This window comes from Terriglobia bacterium (genome assembly GCA_020072785.1).
In the GTDB taxonomy this organism is placed as follows: Bacteria; Acidobacteriota; Terriglobia; order Acidiferrales; family UBA7541; genus Acidiferrum.
This window is the reverse complement of record JAIQGG010000002.1, coordinates 383,790-405,112: the sequence shown is the minus strand read 5'-3', so window position 1 is coordinate 405,112 and position 21,323 is coordinate 383,790. Positions and strand designations below refer to the sequence as shown.

The window sequence follows — 21,323 nt, the reverse complement described above, 5'->3', positions numbered from 1 at the left end:
CTCTCCCGGAGCCTGCCCCACATTAGAACGTGAACTTCAGCCCGAACTGAACGACGCGCGGCAGGCGCGCGCTGGTGACCTTGCCGAAGTTGGGGTTGGAGTTCCGGCACTGCGCATTCGGATCGAAGACGTTGCAGCTCGGATCCGGCACGAAGACGCGGTCGGGCAGATTGAAGTTCGGATGGTTGAAGAGGTTGAAGATCTCAGCACGGAACTGGACCTTCAAGCGCTCGTTGATGGCCGTGTCCTTCTGGAGAGTAAAGTCCACATCCTGGTAGCCTGGGCCGATGAGGCTGTTGCGGCCTGCGTTGCCCGAATAGCTTGTCGGGCCGACCAGGGGATCGGTGAAAAAGCTGGCCGGTGCGTAATACACATTGGGATCGAACCACTGCGCAGGATCGCGCTGGCCGGCGGGCAGGTTGCCGTTGCCATCCTGGCTGGGGCGCGGGAAGCGGAAACCTGCGCCTGCCCCGCCGGGATACTGCGGGGTGAAGGGCTGGCCGCCCTGCAGGGTGATGATGCCGCCCGCCTGCCATCCGCCCAGAAGCTTGGCCAAGGCGCCGGTCACGTCGTGGCCATAGGCGCGGCCCGGACCGAAGGGCAGATCGTAGGTGAAGCTGGTGACGAAGCGGTGGCGGATATCGAAATTGGAAACCGCCTTGTCGCACACCAGGCAGAAGGCATCCTGTTCGCGGGTCGGCGCTCCGCCGTTTTCACGGGCGGAAGAAACCGTATCGAGCGATTTCGAGAAGGTATAGGAGGAGACGAAGCCCAAGCCGTTGCTGAAGCGCTTTTCGGCGCGGAGGAATCCGCCGTTGTACCAACTCGTCGCGCCGCTGGCCTCCTGAATGAAGAAATTGAATTTCGGGTCATCGCGGTGGCCTGCGAGCGGCCCCGTGACGTGCTCCTGGTTGGTGGTGGTCAGGCGGTTGAGGTTGATCCCGTGGACGCCCACATAGGCCGCCTCAATCGAGAAGTTTTGCCCGATCTGGTGCTGCAGGTTGACGGTGTACTGTTCGGTGTAGCCAATGGGCATGTTGACCTGCGGGCCGATGCCGCTGCCGGGAACGTTGCCCACCGGAGCGACCTGAGAAGGAATGAAGGGAGTGAAAAAGCCCTGATACATATAGTCGTAGGTCAGCGGAGGCAGGCCAGTGCCGAGGCGGTTCAAGTCGAGCAGAACCGCCTGCTGGGAGAAGGGGAGCATGTTGCGCGAGTCGCTGGAAGCGGAATAATCGCGCAGGGCGTTGAAGATGCCGATGGCGCCGCGGAGCACGGTCTTGCCCTTGCCGGTGAGGTCATAGGCAACGCCGAGCCGCGGAGCGAAGCGTTTGAAATCGGTCTTGGTGATGGAACGGCCCAAGCCCATGGAATCGCCGGTCGCGTAAGTGATCGGAGACATCCCAAAGAAGGCCAGCAGCAAGTTATATTGCTGGGCCAGGCCGTTGGGATCGGTGACCTCGGCCGGCAGAGTGCTGCCGGGGATGATCACGCACTGGCAACCCGTGTCATAGACGGCGATGCGGTTGCGCTTTTCGTAGATCGGCGGAAAGATTTCATAGCGCAGGCCCATGGTAAGGGTGAGCCGGGAATTGACGCGCCACTCGTCGTTGGCGTACATGCCCCATAGGTGCGTCACGAAATTGCCGGTGGTGTCGCCGACGGTGCGGACGATCGCCGAGGGCCGGTCAATCAGGAAATCCGCGACATAGTTCCCCGTCAGGTTGAAGCCCACCAGGGAATCGAAATTGGGGAAGCCGCGGGTAAAGAAATTGCTCAGGGTGTCGAAGCGGACATCGCGGATGTCCCCGCCGAACTTCAGGGAGTGGCGCCCCTTGCTCCAGATCAGGTTGTCGCTGATCTGCAACACGCGGTCCTTGCGGAAGAGCGGGTTGAAGACGTCGGAATCGCCGAACTGAGAGATCCCCGCGAGGTGGAACGCTGGGTAGCCGAGGTCGCGCTGGGCGATGTTGGTGTACGTCCCTGCCGGGAGACCCAGAACATCCTGGGGAAAGTTGACGTTGTTCCCGGCCATGCGCTTGCCATTGTAGTAGTTCCAGCCAATGCGCAGCTCATTGAGCAGGTTGTTGCGCAGTACCGAGGTAAAGCCCAGGGCTATGTTCTGGCTCTTGTCCGGCACGGGAGTCGGGAAGCCCGGAGGCGGTGCGGGATCGAAGGTCAGGATGTTGTCGCCAAAGGGGAACGACTGATCGGAACGGGCCCAGATGTAGCGGGCAAAGAAAGAATGCTTGTCGTTGATGCGATGATCGAAGCGGGCGACTACCTGGTCGCGGTCCTCGAGGCGCTTGGCCACGCTGACGTTGTTAAGTCCCGGGGTATTGGGGAGCAGATTGGGCACGGGGAAGGCTTTGGCAATGATGGCATTGGCCACGGGGCCGAAGCGCCCTAGAGGAATCTGGGTCTGAAAAGTGCCGGGGCCAGGTCCGCCCGTGCAGACGAAAGGTCCCGCGGGATCTGCGGGATTGGGATCGTTCAAGCAGGCATTCAGACCGGTGAACAGGCCATTGCGCTCGTCAGCGGTGGGCAGGGAGGAGAGCACGGTCTGCGCCTGCCGGACGCGCAGGCCTTCATAGGCCACGAACCAGAAGGTCTTATCCTTCTTAACGGGGCCGCCCAGGCTGAAGCCAAAGCTATTCTGATGAAAGGCCGGCTTGTTGCGGTCCGCCAGGTCGAAGAAGTTCTTGGCATCCAGATGGTCGTTGCGCAGGAATTCGAAGACCGACCCGTGGAGACTGTTGGTGCCGGACTTGGTGCTGATGTTGACCTGCCCCGAGCCGAACATCCCGGATTCCGCCGAGTACGAGTTCTGCAGCACCTTAAATTCCTCGATGGCGTCGATCGATGGCGTAATCGTCAACGAGTTGAAGTAGTGGTCGATGACGTTGATGCCGTCCACCAGGAAGTTGTTCTGGTCGTCGCGCCCGCCGTTGACCACGAACCCGATGCTCCCCGCGGCCGTCCCGAAGAAGTCCTGCGTGCCGCCCTGCTGCCCGGACGCCGTGCCCGCCGTCAGCAGCGCCAGTTGCTGGAAGTTCCGCCCGTTCAGCGGCAGCGTCACGATGCGCTTGTTCTCGATCACGTCGCCGATCGTGGCCGTCGTCGTGTCCGCCAGCGGGGGCGCGCTGCTGACTTCGATCTGCTGGCTGACCTCGCCGAGCTGCATGGTCACGTCTATGCGCGCCTCCTGGTCGATCTGCAGCACGATCCCCGTCAACACCTGCCGGCGGAAACCCGTCTTCTCCACCGTCACCGTGTACGTTCCCGCCGGCAGCAGCTCCAGCCGGTAATAGCCGGAACTGTCGGTCGTCGCGGACCGCTCGAGGTTGGTGGCCGCGTTTTTCGCCGCCACGCTCGCTCCGCTGACCGCCCCGCCTTGCGCGTCGGCCACCGTGCCCAGAATCGTGCCCGTCGTTTTCTGCGCCTGCGCCGGCGCTGCCATCAACACCACCGCCACGAGAATCGCTATGAACCCCAGCCACCGCTTCGTGTTTCCGTGCATTGCCACCCCTCCGCTGCCCCTTGCGGGGAAGAATTTCTTGCTCACCCACCAAACTCGGTTTCCTGCCCGGACCTTACTGCGCGCCTGAACGAATCTTTTGCCCCTCTTTTTTCCCCAGCCGCCCGAGATACTCCAGCACCGCCGCCAATGCCACCACATCGCCGTATTTCGCATCCATGTCAAAAAGACTGGCCGCATGCGCCGCTTCCGCGCGGTCCCCCACGGCCTCTTCCGGCACGATCGCCCGCAATCCGTTCTGCAGCGCATCCACCACCGTGGCCCGTACGCAGCCGCTCGTCGTGCACCCCGTCACGATCACCGTATCCACTCCCAGCGCGCGCAGCCGCTCCGCCAGATCCGTCCTGAAAAATGCCGAAGCATAATGCTTTTTGATCACCGGCTCGTCCGCCCGCCGCCCCAACCGCGGATCCAGTTCCACCCATCGTGACCCCACCACCAGTATCTTCAGGCTCGGCACCTTCGCGAAAAAATGGCCGCCTTCGTGCAAATCCGCGCTGTATTCCACCACCGTGAACAGCACCGGCACATGCGCCTGCCGCGCCGCTTCCAGAATCCGCACGGTCGCCGCCAGCGGCTTCTCCAGGTCGCACCCCAGCGGCGACTGCGCATCGAGCGAGCCGCGGTAAAAATCCACCACCAGCACCGCCGGCGCGCTGCCGAAGCCCACCCGGCCCGCCAGCCCGCGCTTCTCGTAAAAGCTGCGCATCTCGTTGTAGCCGCTACCGCTCATGCGCTTCCCGCTTCAGCTCCCCTGCGCGGCCTTCCGCGCCTCGTCTTCCCGCACCCGCTGGTAGAACTGCGCCGGTGTCCCGTTGTTCAGGATGTGGCTCGGCAGCGGCCGTCCGATGATCTCCTGCGCCAGCCGCGCCGCTCCCTGCAGCTTGCCCATGTCCACGCCTGTCTCCACGCCCATCTCCTGGAACATGTTCACCAGGTCTTCCGTCGTGATGTTTCCCGTCGCTCCCGCCACCACCACAGCCGAGCCGCCCAGCCCGCCCACCGAGGCATCGAACATGTCGATACCCTCTTCCCAGGCCACTAGCACGTTGGCCAGACCCAGCCCGCGCGTATCGTGCAGATGCAGCGAAAAATGGGCCTGCGGATATTCCCGCCGCAGTCGCCGCATCATGCTCCGCACCTGTCGGGGATTTGCCAGACCCATGGAATCAGCAATGGAGATTTCCGTGTAGCCCATCTCCGCCACACGGCCCGCCAGTGCGATCACCTTATCCTCCGGCACGGGCCCTTCCAGGGGGCAGCCGAACGACAGCCCGATCACCACTTCCGCGATTTTTCCCGCTTGCCGCGCCGCCGCCAGCACCTCCACGCAGCTCTTCAGCGAATCCTCCAGCGACATCCCCACATTTCGCCGGTTGTAGGTGTCGCTCGTGCAGATGACGATCTTTACGGAGTCCGCGCCGCAGGCCAGCGCGCGCTCCGTCCCTTTCAAATTCGGCACCAGCGCCACGCAGACGCCGCCCGCCACGCGCTCGATCCCCGCCATCACCGCCGCGGCATCGCTCAACTGCGGGATCACCTTGGGGCTCACGAACGAGGTCACTTCCATGCGCCGGATCCCCGCCCGCGTCAGCGCGTTGATCAACTCAATCTTCCGCGCCGTGGGCACAAAGGACTTCTCCAGCTGCAGGCCGTCGCGCGGCCCCACTTCCACGATCGTGACTCGGGAGGATGCGCTCATGCCGGGGGGAAGAAACACTCCGTGGGTTGCGCCGTGCGGTTGGGTGCTGCGGTCATTCTAGTTCCACCCCGTTCCCTGATTGCGCCAGGCCCTGCGGCCACTCCGCAGGTTGTTCTTGACTACTGTTTGAAAATCGTGACAATTGGTGTGTATATATGTCACATGCTACGCGCTGTCAAGCTTTTTCCCGCCGTTCCCCCACCCACTTCGGGCACAATGCCCTACGCCTTTCATTCCCTGGCCGGAGTTTCCATGGAATTTATTCTTGATGCCCACAGCACCCTGCCGCCTCATCTCCAGCTCCAGGAGCAGATCAAGCTCGCCTTGCTCCTCGGCCGCCTGCGCCCCGGCGATACCCTGCCCTCCATCCGCGACGTTGAGAAACAGACCCGTCTCAGCCGCAACATCGTCCGCAAGGCCTATCTCGGCCTGCAGCGCTCCGGCATCCTTAGCCTGCGCCACGGCAAGGGCGTCCTCGTCGAAAAGGACCTCAGCTACAGCGAGCGTGGCAGCATCATGGAGCAGTGCGAAAGCCTCTCCACGGAAATTCTCTCCCGCGTCGAGCGCCTGGGCATCACTCCCTCGGCCTTCGCCCGCTACCTCTACCAGCAGGCCCGCGAGCGCGAGCGCACCCTGCCCTCGCTCGTCTTCGTCGACGCCTCCGAATCCACCGCCCGCCAGCGCGCCGCCAAGATCTCTTCCTACTGGCACGTCAACGTCCCCGGCCTCTCCATGGACGAACTGGCAGCCCTGCAATCCTCCGGTCTCAAGGGCATCCGCACCATCCTGACCAACTACCTGCGCCTCGATCAGGTGCGCCAGATCGTCGGCCGCGACCGGGCCGACGTCATTCCCCTCAGCCTGGTCTTCACCCCGGAAATGCGCGAGCAGTTCCGCAAGCTCCCCGCCAACGCAAATGTCGTCCTGGTCGTGGACGACCGCGACCACCCCTCCCTCACTCTCATCCTCGAAAGCTACCGCAAGATCCTCGTGGAATCCTCGGTGAAAATGGTCGCCATCCGCAAAAGCGAAATCCCCGATCTGGAAAAATTCGTGCGCTCCGGAAAATACCAGCTGGTCATCTTCAGCAACCGCATCTGGAATCAGGTGCCCGACAAGGTGAAGAAGCTCCCCCGCGTCACCCGCCCCTTGATGGACATGGACCTGTCCTCGCTCGAAAGCGTGCGCATCCGCGCCGGCGTGGTCCTCTGATCCCCCGCCGCGCCATCAGATGACCCCTTCGTCCTTCAACTGCTTTAACTGCTCGTCCGTATACCCCAGCATTCCGCTATACACCTCGCGGTTGTGCGCTCCCAACGCCGGCCCCACCCAGTCCATGCCCCCAGGCGTTTCGCTCAACTTGGGCACCAGCGTCGGCAGCTTCACCGTGTCCCCGTCGCCCAAGTCCACGTCCTCGAACAGCCCGCGCGCCTGGAAGTGCGGATCCTTCAGCATGTCCGCCACGGAATAGATCGGCCCCACCGGCACCGTGGCTCCCTCGAGGATACGCACCACCTCTTCTGAAGGATGCTGCCGCGTCCAGTTCTCGATGGCCTGATCGATCTCCTCCACATGCTGCGCCCTGTCGTTGTTGTGCTCGAAGCGCGGGTCCGCGGCCATATCCGGCCGCCCCATGGCCAGCATCATGCGTTTGAAGATGCTGTCGCTGTTTCCGCCGATGATGATGTAGATGTCGTCCTTGCAAGGATACGTCCCCGTCGGCACGATCCCGCTCAGTCGCGTGCCCTCGCGCTGCCGGATCACGCCGGCCTTGTCGTACTCCGGCACTATTCCTTCCATCATGTTGTACACAGCTTCGTAGATGGCCACGTCCACCATCTGCCCCTGCCCCGTGCCCTTCACGTCCCGGTGATACACCGCCATCAGGATCCCCAGCGCTGCGTGCAACCCCGCCAGCGAATCCCCAAGGCTCAGATTCGGCCGCACCGGCGGCCGGTCCGGGAACCCGTTCACATACCGCAGCCCGCCCACGCCTTCCGCCACCGACGCAAACCCCGGCTTGTGCGAATACGGCCCCGTCTGTCCCCAGCCGGAAATCCGCGCCATGATGATCTTCGGGTTGATCTTCTTCAGGTCCTCATAGCCCAGGCCCCACTTCTCCATCGTTCCCGGCTTGAAATTCTCCAGGACCACGTCCATGTCCTTCACTAGCTCGCGCACGATGTCGTGGCCCTTGGGCGTGCGCAGATTCAGCGTCACGCACTTCTTATTCCGCCCCAGGATGTACCACCACAGCGCCGTGCCCTTGTGCATCGCCCGCCACGTGCGCAGCGGATCCCCGATGCCCGGCGGCTCGATCTTGATCACCTCGGCCCCGAACCACGCCAGCATCACCGAGGCGAACGGCCCCGCCAGCAACTGGCCCATCTCCAGCACTTTCAGGCCTTCCAGCGGCTTCGCCTTGTGTTTCGCGCCCCCGCTTTTCGGATTGCTTGTCGTATCGTCCATGAACTCGAGCCTGCTCTCCTTTCCCGCTCTGCCCGTCTCTTACTTCGCCGCCTGATTCCCGGCGCCGGCTTTGCGCACGCCGATCGCCTCGGGTACCGGCCCGAACGTGAACTTCTCCACCGCACCGCGTTCCCTGCGCATCTTTTCCCGCAGTTGCTTTGTTCCGCTGGCATCCGGCGCCAGCGTTTTCGCATCGAGGATCACCCCGTAATCGCTGCGCGCCTTTTCGTGCGACACCAGCCGCCGCTGCACGTCCGCCTGCACCCGCTCCGCCGGCCGCTCCAGCGGGTCCTTCCACCCGCCTCCACCCGCCGTGCGGTAGATCAGCCGGTCGCCCTTCGCAACCTTCACCCCGGTGATCTTCGACGGCAGGTTGACCTTTTCCCCGTTCGTCCGCAGCAGCACCTTCGTGCTCGTCTGCCCCGGCTGTCCGCCGAGAATCCCCCACGGCTGCGAGCGCTCCCGGTCATCATGAATCGCGATCTCCCCGTCGGCCTCGAAGCGGTAGACCTTGTGCACCCCGTTGCCCCCGCGGTAAAAACCAGCTCCACCGGAATCCATGAGCGAGCCGTACTCCAGGACCGTGATCGGGTAATAGGTCTCCAGATACTCGCTGGGAATGTTTTCGAACAGCGGCCACCAGGAGTGCGCGTCCATCCCGTCGCCAAACGGGCGGCCCGGGATCCCCCCGAAACTGATCTCCATCAGGTGGAAGAATTCGCCGCGCTCGTCCGTGCCGTTATAGAGCAGGTACGGCGATGTGCCGTACCCGGCCGCCGTGGTCAGGTCCGGCGCCTGCTGCCCCAGCGCCCCGCCCAGCACGTCGAAGAGCCGCGTCAGCGCGTGCGTCCGGCAGCCCAGCGCCGCCGGAAACTTCGGCTGAATGAGGCTGCCCGCGGGCTGCGTGACGTGCAGCAGCGGGTAAAACCCGTCGTTGAAAAGAATCTGCGGGTCGAAGACCATGATCAGGTACACGCCGATGAACATCTTGAACATCTCTTCGTTCAGGAAGAAGTTGATCGGGCCGGGCGCTTGCGGGTCCGTGCCGGTCCAGTCGAAGTGCCCGTGTTCGCCTTCCCGCCAGATCGTCAGCTTCATCTTGTACGGCCCGTTACCCCGGCCGTCGTCGTCAATGTAATCCTCGAAGCTGATCTTCTTCTCCGGCAGGTTCTTGACGATCAGCTGCGCCATCGCCCGGTGCGTGCGCTCCAGCAGCGCCTCGCAGGCCGAGAGATACAGCGTTGTGCCGAAGCGCTCGCACAGCTCCTTCACCCGCTTGTCCGCCGTGCGGCACGCCGCCACGATGGCCATCAGGTCGAAATAGTTCATCGTCGGCATGCGCGAGTTGTTCAGCAGCAGGTCCAGCACGTCCTCGTTCAGCTTGCCGCGCTCGAACAGCTTCACCGCCGGTATGCGCATGCCTTCGCCGAAGATCGTCGTCGCGTCCGTCGGCAAACTCCCCGAAACCGGCCCGCCCACGTCGATCGTGTGCCCGAACTGCGAGCTCCACCCCACCTGCTCCCCGCCATGGAAAATCGGGATGAGCACCATCCAGTCGTTGATGTGCGAGATCGCGCCCTTGCACTGGTACGGGTCGCTCATCAGGAAGACGTCGCCGTCAAAGATCCCGCGCTTCCACCCCTCGATGAACCCACTGATGTACGACCCGAACTGCCCCACAACCATGCGCCCGTCCGGCGTGCAGATCATCGGGAAGCCGTCGTGCTGCTCGCGGATCACCGGGGACATCGCCGAACGGAACAGCACTGTGTCCATCTCGAAGCGCGCGTTGCGCAGCGCGTTTTCCACGATGTCCAGCGTGATCTTGTCCACCGGCACAAGCTTGCGCTTGCCCGCCCCGCCCGCCTTCTTCTTCATGCTTTTCGCCATGGCTCGCTCCTGCGCACGAATTTCGTCTAACGTTTCCCGCGGGAAGCTGCGCGCTTGCCCTTCGGCCAGATCAGAATGTTGAGGTACTGGTCCACCTCGCCGATGTGCCCCGGGAGGATGAGCGTCGTGGTGTCGCTCTGCGTGACGATCGCCGGCCCTTCGATCTTGCAGCCCGCCCCGAGCCCGGCGCGGTCATACACCGCCGCGTTGATCCACTTCCCCCGGAAGTAGATCTTCCGCGAGCCGCTGCGCGCTTTGGCCGCCGTCTGCCCCGACTTCTTGTGTTTGCGGATCTCCACCTTGGGCACCACCCCGATGGCCACCGCCCGCAGGTTCACCACTTCCACTTCGTGATCGATATTGAAGGAGTAGTTCTGGTAATGAATCTGGCGGAACTTCTCGATCATCCGCTGCACGCCGGCGGGAGAATCCAGCCAGCCCGGTTCGACGTCGATGGAAAATTCGTAGCCTTGCCGGTAGTAGCGCATGTCGATCTGAAACTGGATCTTCTGGTGTTTCGTGGCGATGTGCTCGGAATTCAGCCATTCGCGGGCCTGCTCACCCAGGGTTTCCAGCGTCGCGCGCATCTGCTTGAGGTCGATCTGGCTCACCGGCCGGATCACCGTCCGCGAAAACTCGCTCTTGATGTCCGAGTGCAGGAAGCCCTGCGCGGAGAGCACGCCGGGCATGGGCGGAATGATCGACGGCCACGATCCGATCAGAATCGACAGCGCGTTGGCATGCAGCGGGCCCGCGCCTCCCAGTCCGACCAACGCGAATTCCCGCGGGTCATAGCCGCGCTGCACGCTCACCAGACGCAGCGCCCCGAACATGTTCTCGTTGACGATGTTGTAGATGCCTTCGGCCGCGACGTGCAGCGAAAGCCCCATGGCGTCGGCGATCTTCTGCACGGCTTTGCCGGAGAGGCTTTCGTCCAGCGTCATTTCCCCGCCCAGCAGCGTGGGCGGGAGATAACCCAAAACGATGTTGGCGTCGGTCACCGTCGGCTCGCTGCCGCCCTTGCCGTAGGCCGCCGGGCCCGGTTCCGCGCCGGCCGATTGCGGGCCCACGCGCAACGCTCCGGTGAGCGGCACGTGCGCGATCGATCCGCCGCCCGCGCCTACCGTGTGCACGTCCAGGCTGGGAACTTTGATCGGGTACTGCCCGACCCGGGTGTCGCGCACCACGTTGGGTTTGCCGCCGCGCGAGAGCGCCACGTCCGTGGACGTGCCGCCCATGTCGAACGACAGCACGTTGGAAAAGCCGGCCAGCGCTCCGAGGTACGCCGAAGCCACGCCGCCGCCTGAAGGGCCGGAGAGCAGCGTGTTCGCGGGCCGCTCGGCAGCCGCCTCGATACTCATCACCCCGCCATCAGAGCGCACGATGTGCATCGGTGCCTTCAGCTTGCTTTCTTTCAGCTTCTGCTTCATGCCGTCGAGGTACACGCGCATCTTCGGACGCAGATAGGAGTTCATCACCGTCGTCAGCGTCCGTTCGTATTCGCGGAATTCCGGCAGGATGTCCGTCGAAGCCGTCACCGGCAAGTCCGGGTACATCTCCTGAACGATCTTCTTCACCTGCTGCTCGTGCGTGTGGTTGGCGTAGGAGTTGATCAGCGAAACGGTCAGGGCTTCGATTCCGGCTTTGTGCAGCTCGCTGATGTGCGCGCGCACTTCCTTCTCGTCCACCGGCGTCTGCACTTCGCCCCGCGCGCTCATTCGCGCGCTGAGGCCCCGCGTCAGCTCCAGCGGCGCCAGCGGGTCCGGCTTGATCATGATGATCCACCCGGCCAGCGGCCCGGGCGTCTGCCCGCGCGCCACGTGCAGGATCTGTTCGAAGCCTTTGTTGGTGAGGAGGCCGACGCGTGCGCCCTTGCCTTCCAGGACGGCGTTGGTAGCCACGGTGGTGCCGTGGAGGATCAGCATGATTTCGTTGGGGTCAATCCCGGCCTTCGCCGCGATCTTGTGGATGCCTGTGAGCACGCCCACTGAGGGATCGGCAGGGGTCGAGGGCGTCTTGGCGAGGACGAGTTCGCCCGCCTTTTCATTGAATAGCAACAGGTCGGTAAAGGTGCCGCCCACATCCACGGCGAGGCGATAGCTCATGGCAACGCTCCAGAAAATCGGATGCCGAAGGGAAATCCCGGCCTCCGCCGGCCAGGGCCGGAGAGTAGAATTGGCGATATTAAATCAATTGTTTGCAAAATCAAACAGAATCTTGCGGCGCACAGGACAATCTACATCTTGGATTGCTCAACCGGAAGATCCAAGCAGCGGTAAGTGGGTCCAGTAAAAGCGCCGACGGAAGGTTCACGCCGAATGGTCCACGAGTAGCTTTGTATTTACCGAAAATTCCGGAGCGTCAATCCGAGATTTTGGTCGGAGAACGACGCACTCAGGCCGCAGCGGTCCCTAAGGGATCCGGCACGGTGATAGGAGAAGAGATGTGAATACATGCCAGCTTCATTCGCCTCTTTTTAATGGATTCGAGGCTGCAACTTGCACTAGAATCGCAATTGAATCCGAAGCGCGGCGCGCAGTCTAGTGCAAATGCACGGGATTAAAAGAGGAAATAAGCGGCAGATCTATGACAATTAACCTATCAGTAGGATATCACTGATATGTCAGCATATAGAAAAGCGAATGGCGGGGAGCGTCTGAGTGATGTAGCCTTCGAGCGCATCAAGCGGGACATCGTAAGCGCCGCGCTGCAGCCAGGCATCGAGGTGACGGAGGCCGAGCTGGCGCGGCGATACAAGCTAGGCAAGGCCCCGGTGCGGGCTGCGCTGTTGCGGCTCTGCCAGGAGGATTGGGTCCGGGCCATACCGCGAAAAGGATATCTCATTGCTCCGGTCACCGTCCGGGATGTGCAAGCCATCTTCCAGCTTCGACAACTGGTGGAGCCCACAGCGGTCCGGCTCGCGGCCGGACACGTGGACGGGGAACATCTGAAGCGGCTGAATGCCTTGTGCACAGCGCATCCGGGTTCACGCAAAGCGCATGTTGCGGCTCTTCTCAGAGCGAATCGACAGTTTCATGTCACACTGGCGCGGGCCTGTGCCAATGACCGACTCGCCGGCATACTGGAAAAGCTGCATGATCAACTGGAGCGCCTGTTCCACTTGGGGCTGTCTTCCTGGAGCATGGGGGAAGAGTTGCCGTTTGGGCACGATGCCTTGATTGAAGCGCTCCTTGCAGGGGATGGGGAGGCGGCCGCGCGAATTTCAGCAGCAGAGATTGAGACGGGCCGGAAGATCGTCATGAATGCAATTCTTTCCTACCCCGGACCGATGCAGGTGCACTTCGGCGGCGGCATGCGGTGGGAGAGCATTACCCTGCGGGAGTTTGCGGAGGAAGTGGCACAGATCGTCACGACCGGTAAGGGGATGGAGGCTCCAGTCCGTGTGGCCGAGAAGATGCCACGGCTGTTGGCGAATCCAAACCTGCTCACCGCGGAACAGGTGGCTTCGGCAACGAACGCGTACAGACAGTACCTCTTGTACCGCCACCCGGACGGGTGGTTCTCGATTCTGGCGTTGGTGCGTGAGGCGGGGCATTCCAGCCCCATTCATGACCATACCTGCTGGGGGGTCGTGGGTGTGTACCAGGGAGAAGAGCGGGAACAGCGGTACCTTTTGGCCGGGGGGGCAGATGGCCATTATGGGTTAATTCCTTCTGGTGTGACGCATCATCGCCGGGGAGATGTAAGTTATTTTGATCCCAACAGTCCGAATATCCATTCCGTCGATAACCCCTCGCGCGAGACGGCCATTTCGATCCACGTGTACGGGGCGGATATCCGCGAGCTGGGGGGCAGTATCCGCAAATGCTATTCGCAGGACGGGCAGACCGTGCCCGAGGCGCACCCGTAAACCCCCTCTCTCCGGGCCTCCCGTTTTTCTTTTCCACGCTTGCTAACATGTTGATGTGTTTCTACTGAACTGTCACTGACATTTTAGTGCTTGACAGGAATTTAGGTCCTGGTGTATTAGCTTTCCGCTGTACATGTCTTCCGAGAGTGAGAAACAGGAGGGGCCCATGACGCGGTTGCGCCCAATTTCCCTCATGGTTGTCTGTAGTTTGCTGGCTTTGTTCGTTCTCCAGGTCAAAAGTTACGGGCAAGGCGTCACGGCCACGCTCACGGGGTATGTGTACGACGTGAGCGGGGGGGCTGTGACGGGAGCAAAGGTAACGGTGGTGAACGTGGCGACCGGCTTTGCCCGCACGGCACTTACCACGGCCGATGGCAATTATGCCCTGACAGGACTGCCGACCGGTACGTACCGAATTCGGGCTGAGCAGCCCGGGTTTGGTGTCGAAAACGCGCAGGTAACACTGCAAGTGGGCCAGGAGGCGAGTCTGAACTTCACGGTTCGGCCGGGGACGGTGGCAGAAAGCGTGGCCGTTTCCGGCGAATCACCGCTGGTGGAGACCACGAAAACCCAAGTGAGTTCGGTCATCGTGGAAAAGCAGATCGCAGATTTGCCGGTCAATGGGCGTGACTTCATCAGCTTTACGCTGTTATCCCCGGCAGTGCAAATCGGCAATTCGACATCGGGTTCCACGGACGCCGTGGTGGAGTCCGGCACGCATATCTCGTTTGCGGGGCAGAGCATTCACTTTAATTTTGTGGCCGTAGACGGGGCTGACAATATTTCCACAGCTTCACAAAACCAGCGGGCCACGCCGTCGCAGGAGGCGGTGCAGGAATTTCGGGTGATCAACACCGACTACAGCGCGGAATTTGGACGCTCCAACGCCGGGATTGTGAACATCATTACGAAAAGCGGGACGAACGACTGGCACGGCTCGCTCTATGAGTACTTCCGGAACAACGTAATGGACGCAACGGGATTGCTGGATGCGCCCGGACTGCACACGTTGCGGCAAAACCAGTTCGGCGCGGTCATCGGGGGGCCGCTGCGGAAGGATCAGACATTTTTCTTGGCGAACTATGAAGGTCAGCGGCGCGGGGAATCACCCTTTTATAATAAGATCGTGCTGGCTAATATCGACGCGATCAATCAGGTGAAGGTGAACATTTTTGGGCTGCCGGCGGAGCCTGCAAGGCTGGACGTGCTGCGCACGAATAACAACGACAACGGTTTCGTCCGTTTCGATCACAATTTTGGAAAAAACTATCTATACACGCGCTATTTCGTTACGGACGCGCGAATGACGAACCTATCGCCACTTAATAATGGCTTCGATCTTCCCTCGGCGTTCAAGCATAACTTCATCCGGGATCAATCCCTTGTCATCAGCCTAGCCACGAATTTGTCGGCACACTGGGGAAATGAGTTGCGCGGCCAGTTTGCGCGGCGTTCCTTTGACTTTCCCACCGCTACCACGCAGCCGCATCTTGAGGTAGCGAATGAATTTGCAATCGGGGTGAACCGGGGGAATCCCGACTATTACAGAGAGCAGCGCTTTGAGCTGCAAGATAGCGCAACTTGGACTTCAGGGCATCATACGGTCAGTTTCGGCGGCGATTTCAATTTCGTGAAGACGGATGAGAAGTTTGTACTGTGGTACCCGTTTGAAGCGGACTTCCCTAGCGTGGACGCATTGCTGGGGACAGGGGCGTACGCGGGGTTAGGGCCGACGCCATCCGTGCTGTTCTTCATGAGACTGCAGGCTCCGAATTACACAGAGCCGAGCTTCAATCCTACGATTTTTCAGGGAAGCAGTTTTCCCGATAGCATCAAGAACCAAGTGCAGTGGAATCCCAGCCATACCTACGAGGGATTCTATGTGCAGGATAAATGGCGAGCGGGGAAGCGACTGACATTGAATGGCGGAGTGCGCTGGGATTTTGAAACCTGGCCGTCGGGAGTGTTTAACACGAAATACAAGAACTTTGATCCGCGGATTGGACTCGCCTACGATCTCGGGACTTCGCGAAAGATCGTTGTTCGCGCAGGTTTCGGACTGTATCACGGCATCATCCTCTCCGAAGGCTTGTATCCCCAAGGGACATGCTGCGGCGGGCAGGCAAAATACTCGGCCACCGGAAGCAATCTGAACGCCCCGTCACAGCTGTATGCCTTCGCGAGTTCCCCGCAAATCATGAACATTGCGCTGGGCACCATGCTGCAAGGCCTGTATCCGGACGGAACCCCAATGGGCTTTTGCCCGGGAGGGGTGCTAGCGGGTTGCGGATACCAGGGACTGGTGACGGTCACGAGGTGGGATGCGAATACCCAGAAGCCGTATGGTTTACAAACCAGCCTAGGCGTAGATTTCGAGCCAATCAAGAATACCGCGGTGAACGTCACCTTCCTGCACGTCCGGGGCGTCCATTTAGGGAATTTCTATAATGTGAACCAGCCGGATCCCAGCGGACAAGTTCTGGTGCACGACTCCAAGGGCAACGCGGGGTACAAGAACATGTACTTCGTGAACTGGATGCAGGCTTGCGGAAGTTTTCAGTGCCCCGGCTATTCCGCGCCGCCGCCGGTTGGACCGCCGCTATTTCCAGGTGAACGAAATCCGGTCTATGCGATTTACTTCGAATATAACTCGCGCTTTGACTCGCAGTACGACGCCTTGCTCTTGAACGTGCAGAAGCGCACGGCGAAGTACTTGTCCTACGGTTTCAGTTACACGTATTCGAAGACGATCGACGATGATGCGAATCCAACGTTCGCCGCTTTCCCGCAGGATACCGGAAATTTCCGGGCCGAGCGCGCGCTGTCGCCCGATGACGTTCGCCATCGGGCAGTGCTCAATGTCCTGCTCACGACACCTTCCGAGTGGCCGGTTTTGCTGCGCGATTTTACCTTCAGCACGATCACGACACTTCAATCGCCGCACCACTTCAACATTTATGCTGGATCCGATGTCAATGGAGATGTCTTCAACCTCAACGACAGGGCAGGTCTCGAAGGCCGGAGTACTTTCCAAGGCGACTCGTTACGCACTGTGGACGTGGGAGTGTCGCGGAGTTTCCACTTGACTGAAAGGATTAAAGGGCAATTCCGTGCCGAGGCCTTCAATGTTTTAAACACATTGAATATTGTGTACTTCAACACGGTCTACGGTGCTGCGGACTTCTGCCCGGCTGGAGGGCCAAATGTTTGCGGGAGCGGGCCGCTGCACTTTCAAGGTTCGCCCGATCCCGTTTACGGAACACCGTCGGCCGTGGCCAATCCACGTCAGCTTCAATTCTCATTGCGATTTAGTTTCTGAGTTAATCACAAGAGGAGGAAATGAGAGGAGCTAGATGGGGAATTGGACCTTGCAAAAATCGCGAAAGTGAATGAGGAGCGCCACCTCGGGGCGGCGCTCCATTCGAAGAACAGCTCTAACCATACGGGAGAAGCGGCCAAGTCAATCGAATGAACTTCAAATTTAGCGGAAATTTCCAAGTGTTGAAGAATCGCGAAACGGTCTATGGGCTGCTCACAGACCCGAGGAAATTCGCGCCGTTGTTTCCCAATCTCCAGTATCTGGAGATACACAACGACCGGGAATTCACCGTGCAGGTGAAAGTTGGTCTGGGCTTCATCAAGTCGAAGGCCACGATCCGGCTGGCGCTGAGCGGGGAACAGCCGCACAGCCATGCGACGTACAAGGGCAGCGGCAGCGTGGCGGGCGAACCGATTGCCGTGACCGCGGCATTCGACCTGGAAGAGAAAGGCGGCCAGACGCAGGTTAACTGGGTGGGCGAATCAAGCCTGAATATGAAGCTACCTGCGGCCGCGGCGAATTTGCTGGAGCCTGTGGCAAGGCAGAGCATCAAGGTTCTGGTGGATTCGATCAAAACCGCCCTCGCGTAGCGGCGGTTACTGGCGTTCCAGATTTGGCCGCCGGGTATCACGCGGGAAGAAATCCAGCGAGCAGCTCAGGCAGGAAAGCCGCAGGAGGCAGTTATTTATGAGGCAGAGCGCATCCGGACACAGGCTGCGGAAGAAAATGAGGCGTTCAGAACGATATGGGACGCAGCAAGCGGTGCGGGAAAAAAGAGGCTTTGAGTTGTAAATTCCGGAGGAACGATGGGAAACGCGGAAACGAATCGCAAGCAAGCCGGCGGTAAATATGATGTGGTCCTCGTCGGGGCAGGCCATAACGGATTGACCTGCGCAGGCTATCTCTCGAAGAAAGGGTTGAAAGTCGCCGTCGTCGAGAAGAACGCAAAGGTGGGCGGAGCAACCGCCACGGAAGAATTTTTTCCCGGACACTTCAGCGACCCGTACAGCACGGTGCACATCTACACGCAGTTTTCGCCCGCTATGGTGGACCTGGAGCTCGCCAGGTTCGGCTTGGAGTATATCGAGGCGGATCCGTTCATGTTCTGTCCGTATCCGGACGGAAAGTATCTTATGTTTTACCGGGATCTGGACAAGACCGCAGCCGAAATCAGCCGGCTTTCCAAGCACGACGGACAGGCCTATTCCAAGTTTATCAAGTGGGCTTTGGGGCTGCGCGAACTCATGTCCACGTTGAGCTTCAGCGAACCGCCGCCGCTCGATCAGATGCTGTCGCTGATGAAGTTTGTGGATTCGCCGGAGATCGCCGCGGAGTTCGTCTGGTCCACGCTGACGAGCGCGCGGCAAGTCTTCGATCACTGGTTCGAGAGTGACTACGTCAAGGGAGCGCTATCGTATTGGGCCATCCAGCTGGGCCTGGCTCCTTCCAGTCCCGGGTCCGGGCTGAATGCCGGCATGATTGCCCGTTTCCATAAGGTGGGGTGCCGTTTTCCCAAGGGCGGGTCGGGCATGCTGGGTGTGGCGCTGGAGCGGGCGGTAAAGCATTTCGGCGGGACGGTGTTCACCAACAATGGCGCCAAGCGAATCCTGCTCGAAAATGGCAGAGCCGCAGGAGTCGAGTTATCGGACGGAACCGTACTGCAAAGTAACATCGTCATCTCCAGCCTGGATCCCAAGGCCACATTCCTGCGGTTGATCGGGCGCGAGCACCTCGACGAAGAGTTCGTGCGCAAGGTGAAGCGCGTGAAGTCCACGGCGGTATTGCTGACCATGCATGTTCCTCTCGATGGTCTGCCAGAATATGCATGCTATCCCAGCAAGGGGCCCGCACCCTGTCATAATGGATGCGCGGTCATATCGCCTTCGGCCGAATATGTCGACCAAGCCTACATGGACGGGGCGCAGGGGAAACCTTCCCACAACCCAACGGTGATGATGCTCATCCATTCCGTGCTGGATCCCACACGGGCGCCGGCGGGCAAACACACGATGCACCTCGCTGTACAGAACGCCCCGTATGACCTGGCCAATGGTCAGCACTGGGACCAGATCAAGGACGCCTATGCCGAGCGTGTCTTCGAAGTTGTGAGCCAGTATGTGCCGAACTTCCGTAAAATTGCGAAAGGCCGGCACGTGGTCACGCCCCTGGACTTGGAGCGCCGCCTGGGGCTGCCGCGCGGCTGCGATTTCTATATCGATATGACCCTGGACCAGATGTACGGACTCCGGCCGATGCCGGGTTTGGCCAACTACCGCACACAGTTCGCCAATCTATACTTGACAGGTGCCGCGACACATCCCGGAGGGGGCGTGACCACGGCTCCTGGCATTAACACCGCCAACGCTGTGCTACACGACCTGGGCATGGAGAAAATCGAAGTGGGAGCGGCCACGCGCACGGATGAGTGAAGGGACCCAGCGGATGCGTTACATCGTAGGCATCGACACAGGCGGAACGTTTACAGACTGTGTGGCCATCGACGATGCAGGAACTGTCACGGTCGGCAAGGTTCCTTCCTCCACGGGAAGCTCCCAGAGCGTCCTGGACGCACTGGAGGCGGTCGCCCTGCAGTTGGAATTGAAACTCGGCGACTTCCTCCAGCAGGTCACCGTTCTGGCCCACGGGGTAACGGTTGGTCTGAACGCACTCCTGACACGGCGTGGGGCCAAGACCGGTCTCATCGCAACCGTTGGCCATGGCGACGCGATTCTCATCGGGAGGGCCCATCAGAAGACGGCGGGTCTGGGGGAAAGCGAGCTCACGTTTCCGGCGCGGTTCAGCAAGCCGAAACCGCTGGTCCCCCGGGATCGCATCGTGGAAGTAAACGAGCGCGTGGATTACAAGGGCGCGGTCCTGGTGCCCCTGGCCGAAGAGGAAGCGCGCCGCGCCGTTGCTAAGTTGGTAGCGCAAGGAGTGCAGGCGATCGCCATTTCCCTGCTCTGGTCATTCAAGATGCCGGAGCATGAGCTGCTTCTCCGTAAACTGATCGAGCAGCAGCACCCGGAAATTTTTGTGACCGTGTCGAGCGAGCTGGTTCCGGTGATCGGCGAGTATGAGCGGACCGCCACCACCGTAATCAACTGCTACATCGGGCCCACGATGCTTACGTATTTCGAAGGCCTGACAAAGCAATTGCAGGCCGCGGGACTGCGCAGCGCGCCCTTGATCATGCAAAGCGCGGGCGGTGTGCTTACCTCGACCCAGGCTGCGCGCACCAGCGTGCGCACCCTGAATTCCGGGCCCATCGGCGGGGTCATCGCCGCCAAACATCTCGGGGAACTCCTGGGCCTGGAGAACGTTATTACCACCGATATGGGCGGCACCAGCTTCGATGTGGGGCTGATCGCCCGCGGACAGGCTCTTTATGCCCGCGAACCGGTCATCGACAAATACAATCTGGCGATTCCCACCATCGATATACGGTCCATCGGCGCAGGGGGAGGAAGCATCGCCTGGGTGGAGCCGGACAATGGCGTTTTGCATGTCGGCCCGGACGGCGCCGGCGCGATTCCTGGACCGGCCTGCTATGGGAAAGGCGGGGCCCGCCCGACGGTGACCGACGCCGATCTGGTCCTGGGTTATCTCAATCCGGATTTTTTCCTGGGCGGGCGCATGAAGCTCTACCCCGAGAAAGCACGTCAGGCGATTCGAGAGCATATCTGCGCGTATACCAAACAGAGTGTAGAGGAAGCGGCGGCGGCGATCTTCCGCATCGTCAACTCGCATATGGCCGATCTGATCCGCAAGAGCACGGTGGAGAAGGGATATCTGCCAAGCCAGTTTTCTCTGTTTCTGTTTGGCGGCGCCGGGCCGGTGCACGGCGTGGCCTTTGGAAGCGATCTGGGAGCGCGCGGGATGGTTGTGCCGGCGATGGCAGCGGCGTTTTCCGCGTTGGGAATTGCATCCTGCGACGTGTTGCAGACGTGCTCTCGTTCGGATCCCATGCCTCTGCCGGTAGCTGCCGGCACGGTCAACAAGATACTGGACTCCCTCAGGCATACAGCCGTGGATGGCCTGCGGAGCGGAAAACTCGGCGCAGGCGAGATCACGGTGGTTCAGCTCGTGAGCATGCGTTACCGGAGGCAGATCCACAACGAGGTCTGGCTGACGCTGCCGGAGGGAACGATTACCACCGAAGATCTCGAGCGGATCCATGAAGCTTTCAAGGTTCGGTATGAGGAACTGTACGGGAAGGGTTCCGCATACGAACAGGCGGGGAAAGAAATCGTCACATTCCGCGTCGATGCCTATGGACGAACGCACAAACCGAAGCTGATTCGGCGCGTTTGTGGGGATACGGATTCCTCCGGCGCGGTCAAACACGAGCGAAGCATTTTCTTTCAAGGTCCCGGGTTTATACCAACGCCCGTCTATGACTATGGACGCCTGAACCCTGGGAACAAGGTTCCGGGTCCGGCGGTGATCGAAGGTCCCACGACTACGGTGGTAATTCCGCCGCAGCGCGAGGGGTATTTGGACGGCTACCGGAACATTATCGTGCAGTAGCACAGGA

At 60.9% G+C, this 21,323-nt stretch carries 12 protein-coding genes; 6 read left to right on the top strand and 6 right to left on the bottom strand.

The genetic code is table 11. The annotated features are described in order from the left end of the window. Window positions 1-22: 22 nt before the first annotated feature. From LAN61_05050 to LAN61_05040, 3 genes are all read right to left on the bottom strand, one after another. A complete protein-coding gene (locus LAN61_05050; protein ID MBZ5539872.1) occupies window positions 23-3,520 on the bottom strand; it encodes a carboxypeptidase-like regulatory domain-containing protein in 3,498 nt (1,165 codons plus the stop codon). Window positions 3,521-3,593: 73 nt separating this feature from the next. Continuing rightward, entirely contained in the window at window positions 3,594-4,271 is a 678-nt protein-coding gene (locus tag LAN61_05045; GenBank protein MBZ5539871.1) for an isochorismatase family protein, read from the bottom strand. A gap of 12 nt (window positions 4,272-4,283) precedes the next feature. After that, the gene (locus LAN61_05040) at window positions 4,284-5,240 is read right to left on the bottom strand and encodes a hydroxymethylglutaryl-CoA lyase (protein MBZ5539870.1); all 957 of its coding nucleotides are present in this window, start codon (window positions 5,238-5,240) and stop codon (window positions 4,284-4,286) included. A gap of 252 nt (window positions 5,241-5,492) precedes the next feature. Between LAN61_05040 and LAN61_05035 the strand changes: the two genes are divergently transcribed. Beyond that, window positions 5,493-6,452: a GntR family transcriptional regulator gene (locus LAN61_05035; GenBank protein MBZ5539869.1), complete on the top strand. Its 960-nt coding sequence runs from the start codon at window positions 5,493-5,495 to the stop codon at window positions 6,450-6,452. Window positions 6,453-6,467: 15 nt separating this feature from the next. On the opposite strand, the gene LAN61_05030 is transcribed toward LAN61_05035, so the two are convergent. Genes LAN61_05030 through LAN61_05020 form a run of 3 tightly spaced genes read right to left on the bottom strand, consistent with a single transcriptional unit; the run spans window position 6,468 to window position 11,704 of the window. Then, window positions 6,468-7,709 (bottom strand): CoA transferase, encoded by a 1,242-nt coding sequence (locus tag LAN61_05030; GenBank protein ID MBZ5539868.1) that lies wholly within the window; start codon window positions 7,707-7,709, stop codon window positions 6,468-6,470. Window positions 7,710-7,748: 39 nt separating this feature from the next. Then, complete coding sequence (locus LAN61_05025) at window positions 7,749-9,587, bottom strand: hydantoinase B/oxoprolinase family protein (GenBank protein MBZ5539867.1); 1,839 nt, start codon at window positions 9,585-9,587, stop codon at window positions 7,749-7,751. A gap of 38 nt (window positions 9,588-9,625) precedes the next feature. Beyond that, window positions 9,626-11,704, bottom strand: a complete 2,079-nt coding sequence (locus tag LAN61_05020; protein MBZ5539866.1) for a hydantoinase/oxoprolinase family protein — start codon at window positions 11,702-11,704, stop codon at window positions 9,626-9,628. 515 nt (window positions 11,705-12,219) lie between these two features. On the opposite strand from LAN61_05020, the gene LAN61_05015 reads away from it, so the two are divergent. The 5 genes from LAN61_05015 (at window position 12,220) to LAN61_04995 (ending at window position 21,316) form a co-directional block, all read left to right on the top strand. After that, window positions 12,220-13,470, top strand: coding sequence for an FCD domain-containing protein (locus LAN61_05015; protein MBZ5539865.1), 1,251 nt, complete (start codon window positions 12,220-12,222; stop codon window positions 13,468-13,470). Window positions 13,471-13,636: 166 nt separating this feature from the next. Next, on the top strand, window positions 13,637-16,789 hold the full coding sequence (locus tag LAN61_05010; protein MBZ5539864.1) for a TonB-dependent receptor: 3,153 nt from the start codon (window positions 13,637-13,639) through the stop codon (window positions 16,787-16,789). A 179-nt stretch (window positions 16,790-16,968) separates the two neighbouring features. Next, window positions 16,969-17,379, top strand: coding sequence for a hypothetical protein (locus LAN61_05005; protein MBZ5539863.1), 411 nt, complete (start codon window positions 16,969-16,971; stop codon window positions 17,377-17,379). A 216-nt stretch (window positions 17,380-17,595) separates the two neighbouring features. Next, the gene (locus LAN61_05000) at window positions 17,596-19,218 is read left to right on the top strand and encodes an NAD(P)/FAD-dependent oxidoreductase (GenBank protein MBZ5539862.1); all 1,623 of its coding nucleotides are present in this window, start codon (window positions 17,596-17,598) and stop codon (window positions 19,216-19,218) included. Further along, window positions 19,211-21,316 carry a hydantoinase/oxoprolinase family protein gene (locus tag LAN61_04995; protein ID MBZ5539861.1) on the top strand — a complete coding sequence of 702 codons (2,106 nt, stop codon included), beginning with the start codon at window positions 19,211-19,213 and terminating at the stop codon, window positions 21,314-21,316. Before LAN61_05000 ends, LAN61_04995 begins: the two co-directional genes overlap by 8 nt. Window positions 21,317-21,323: the final 7 nt, after the last annotated feature.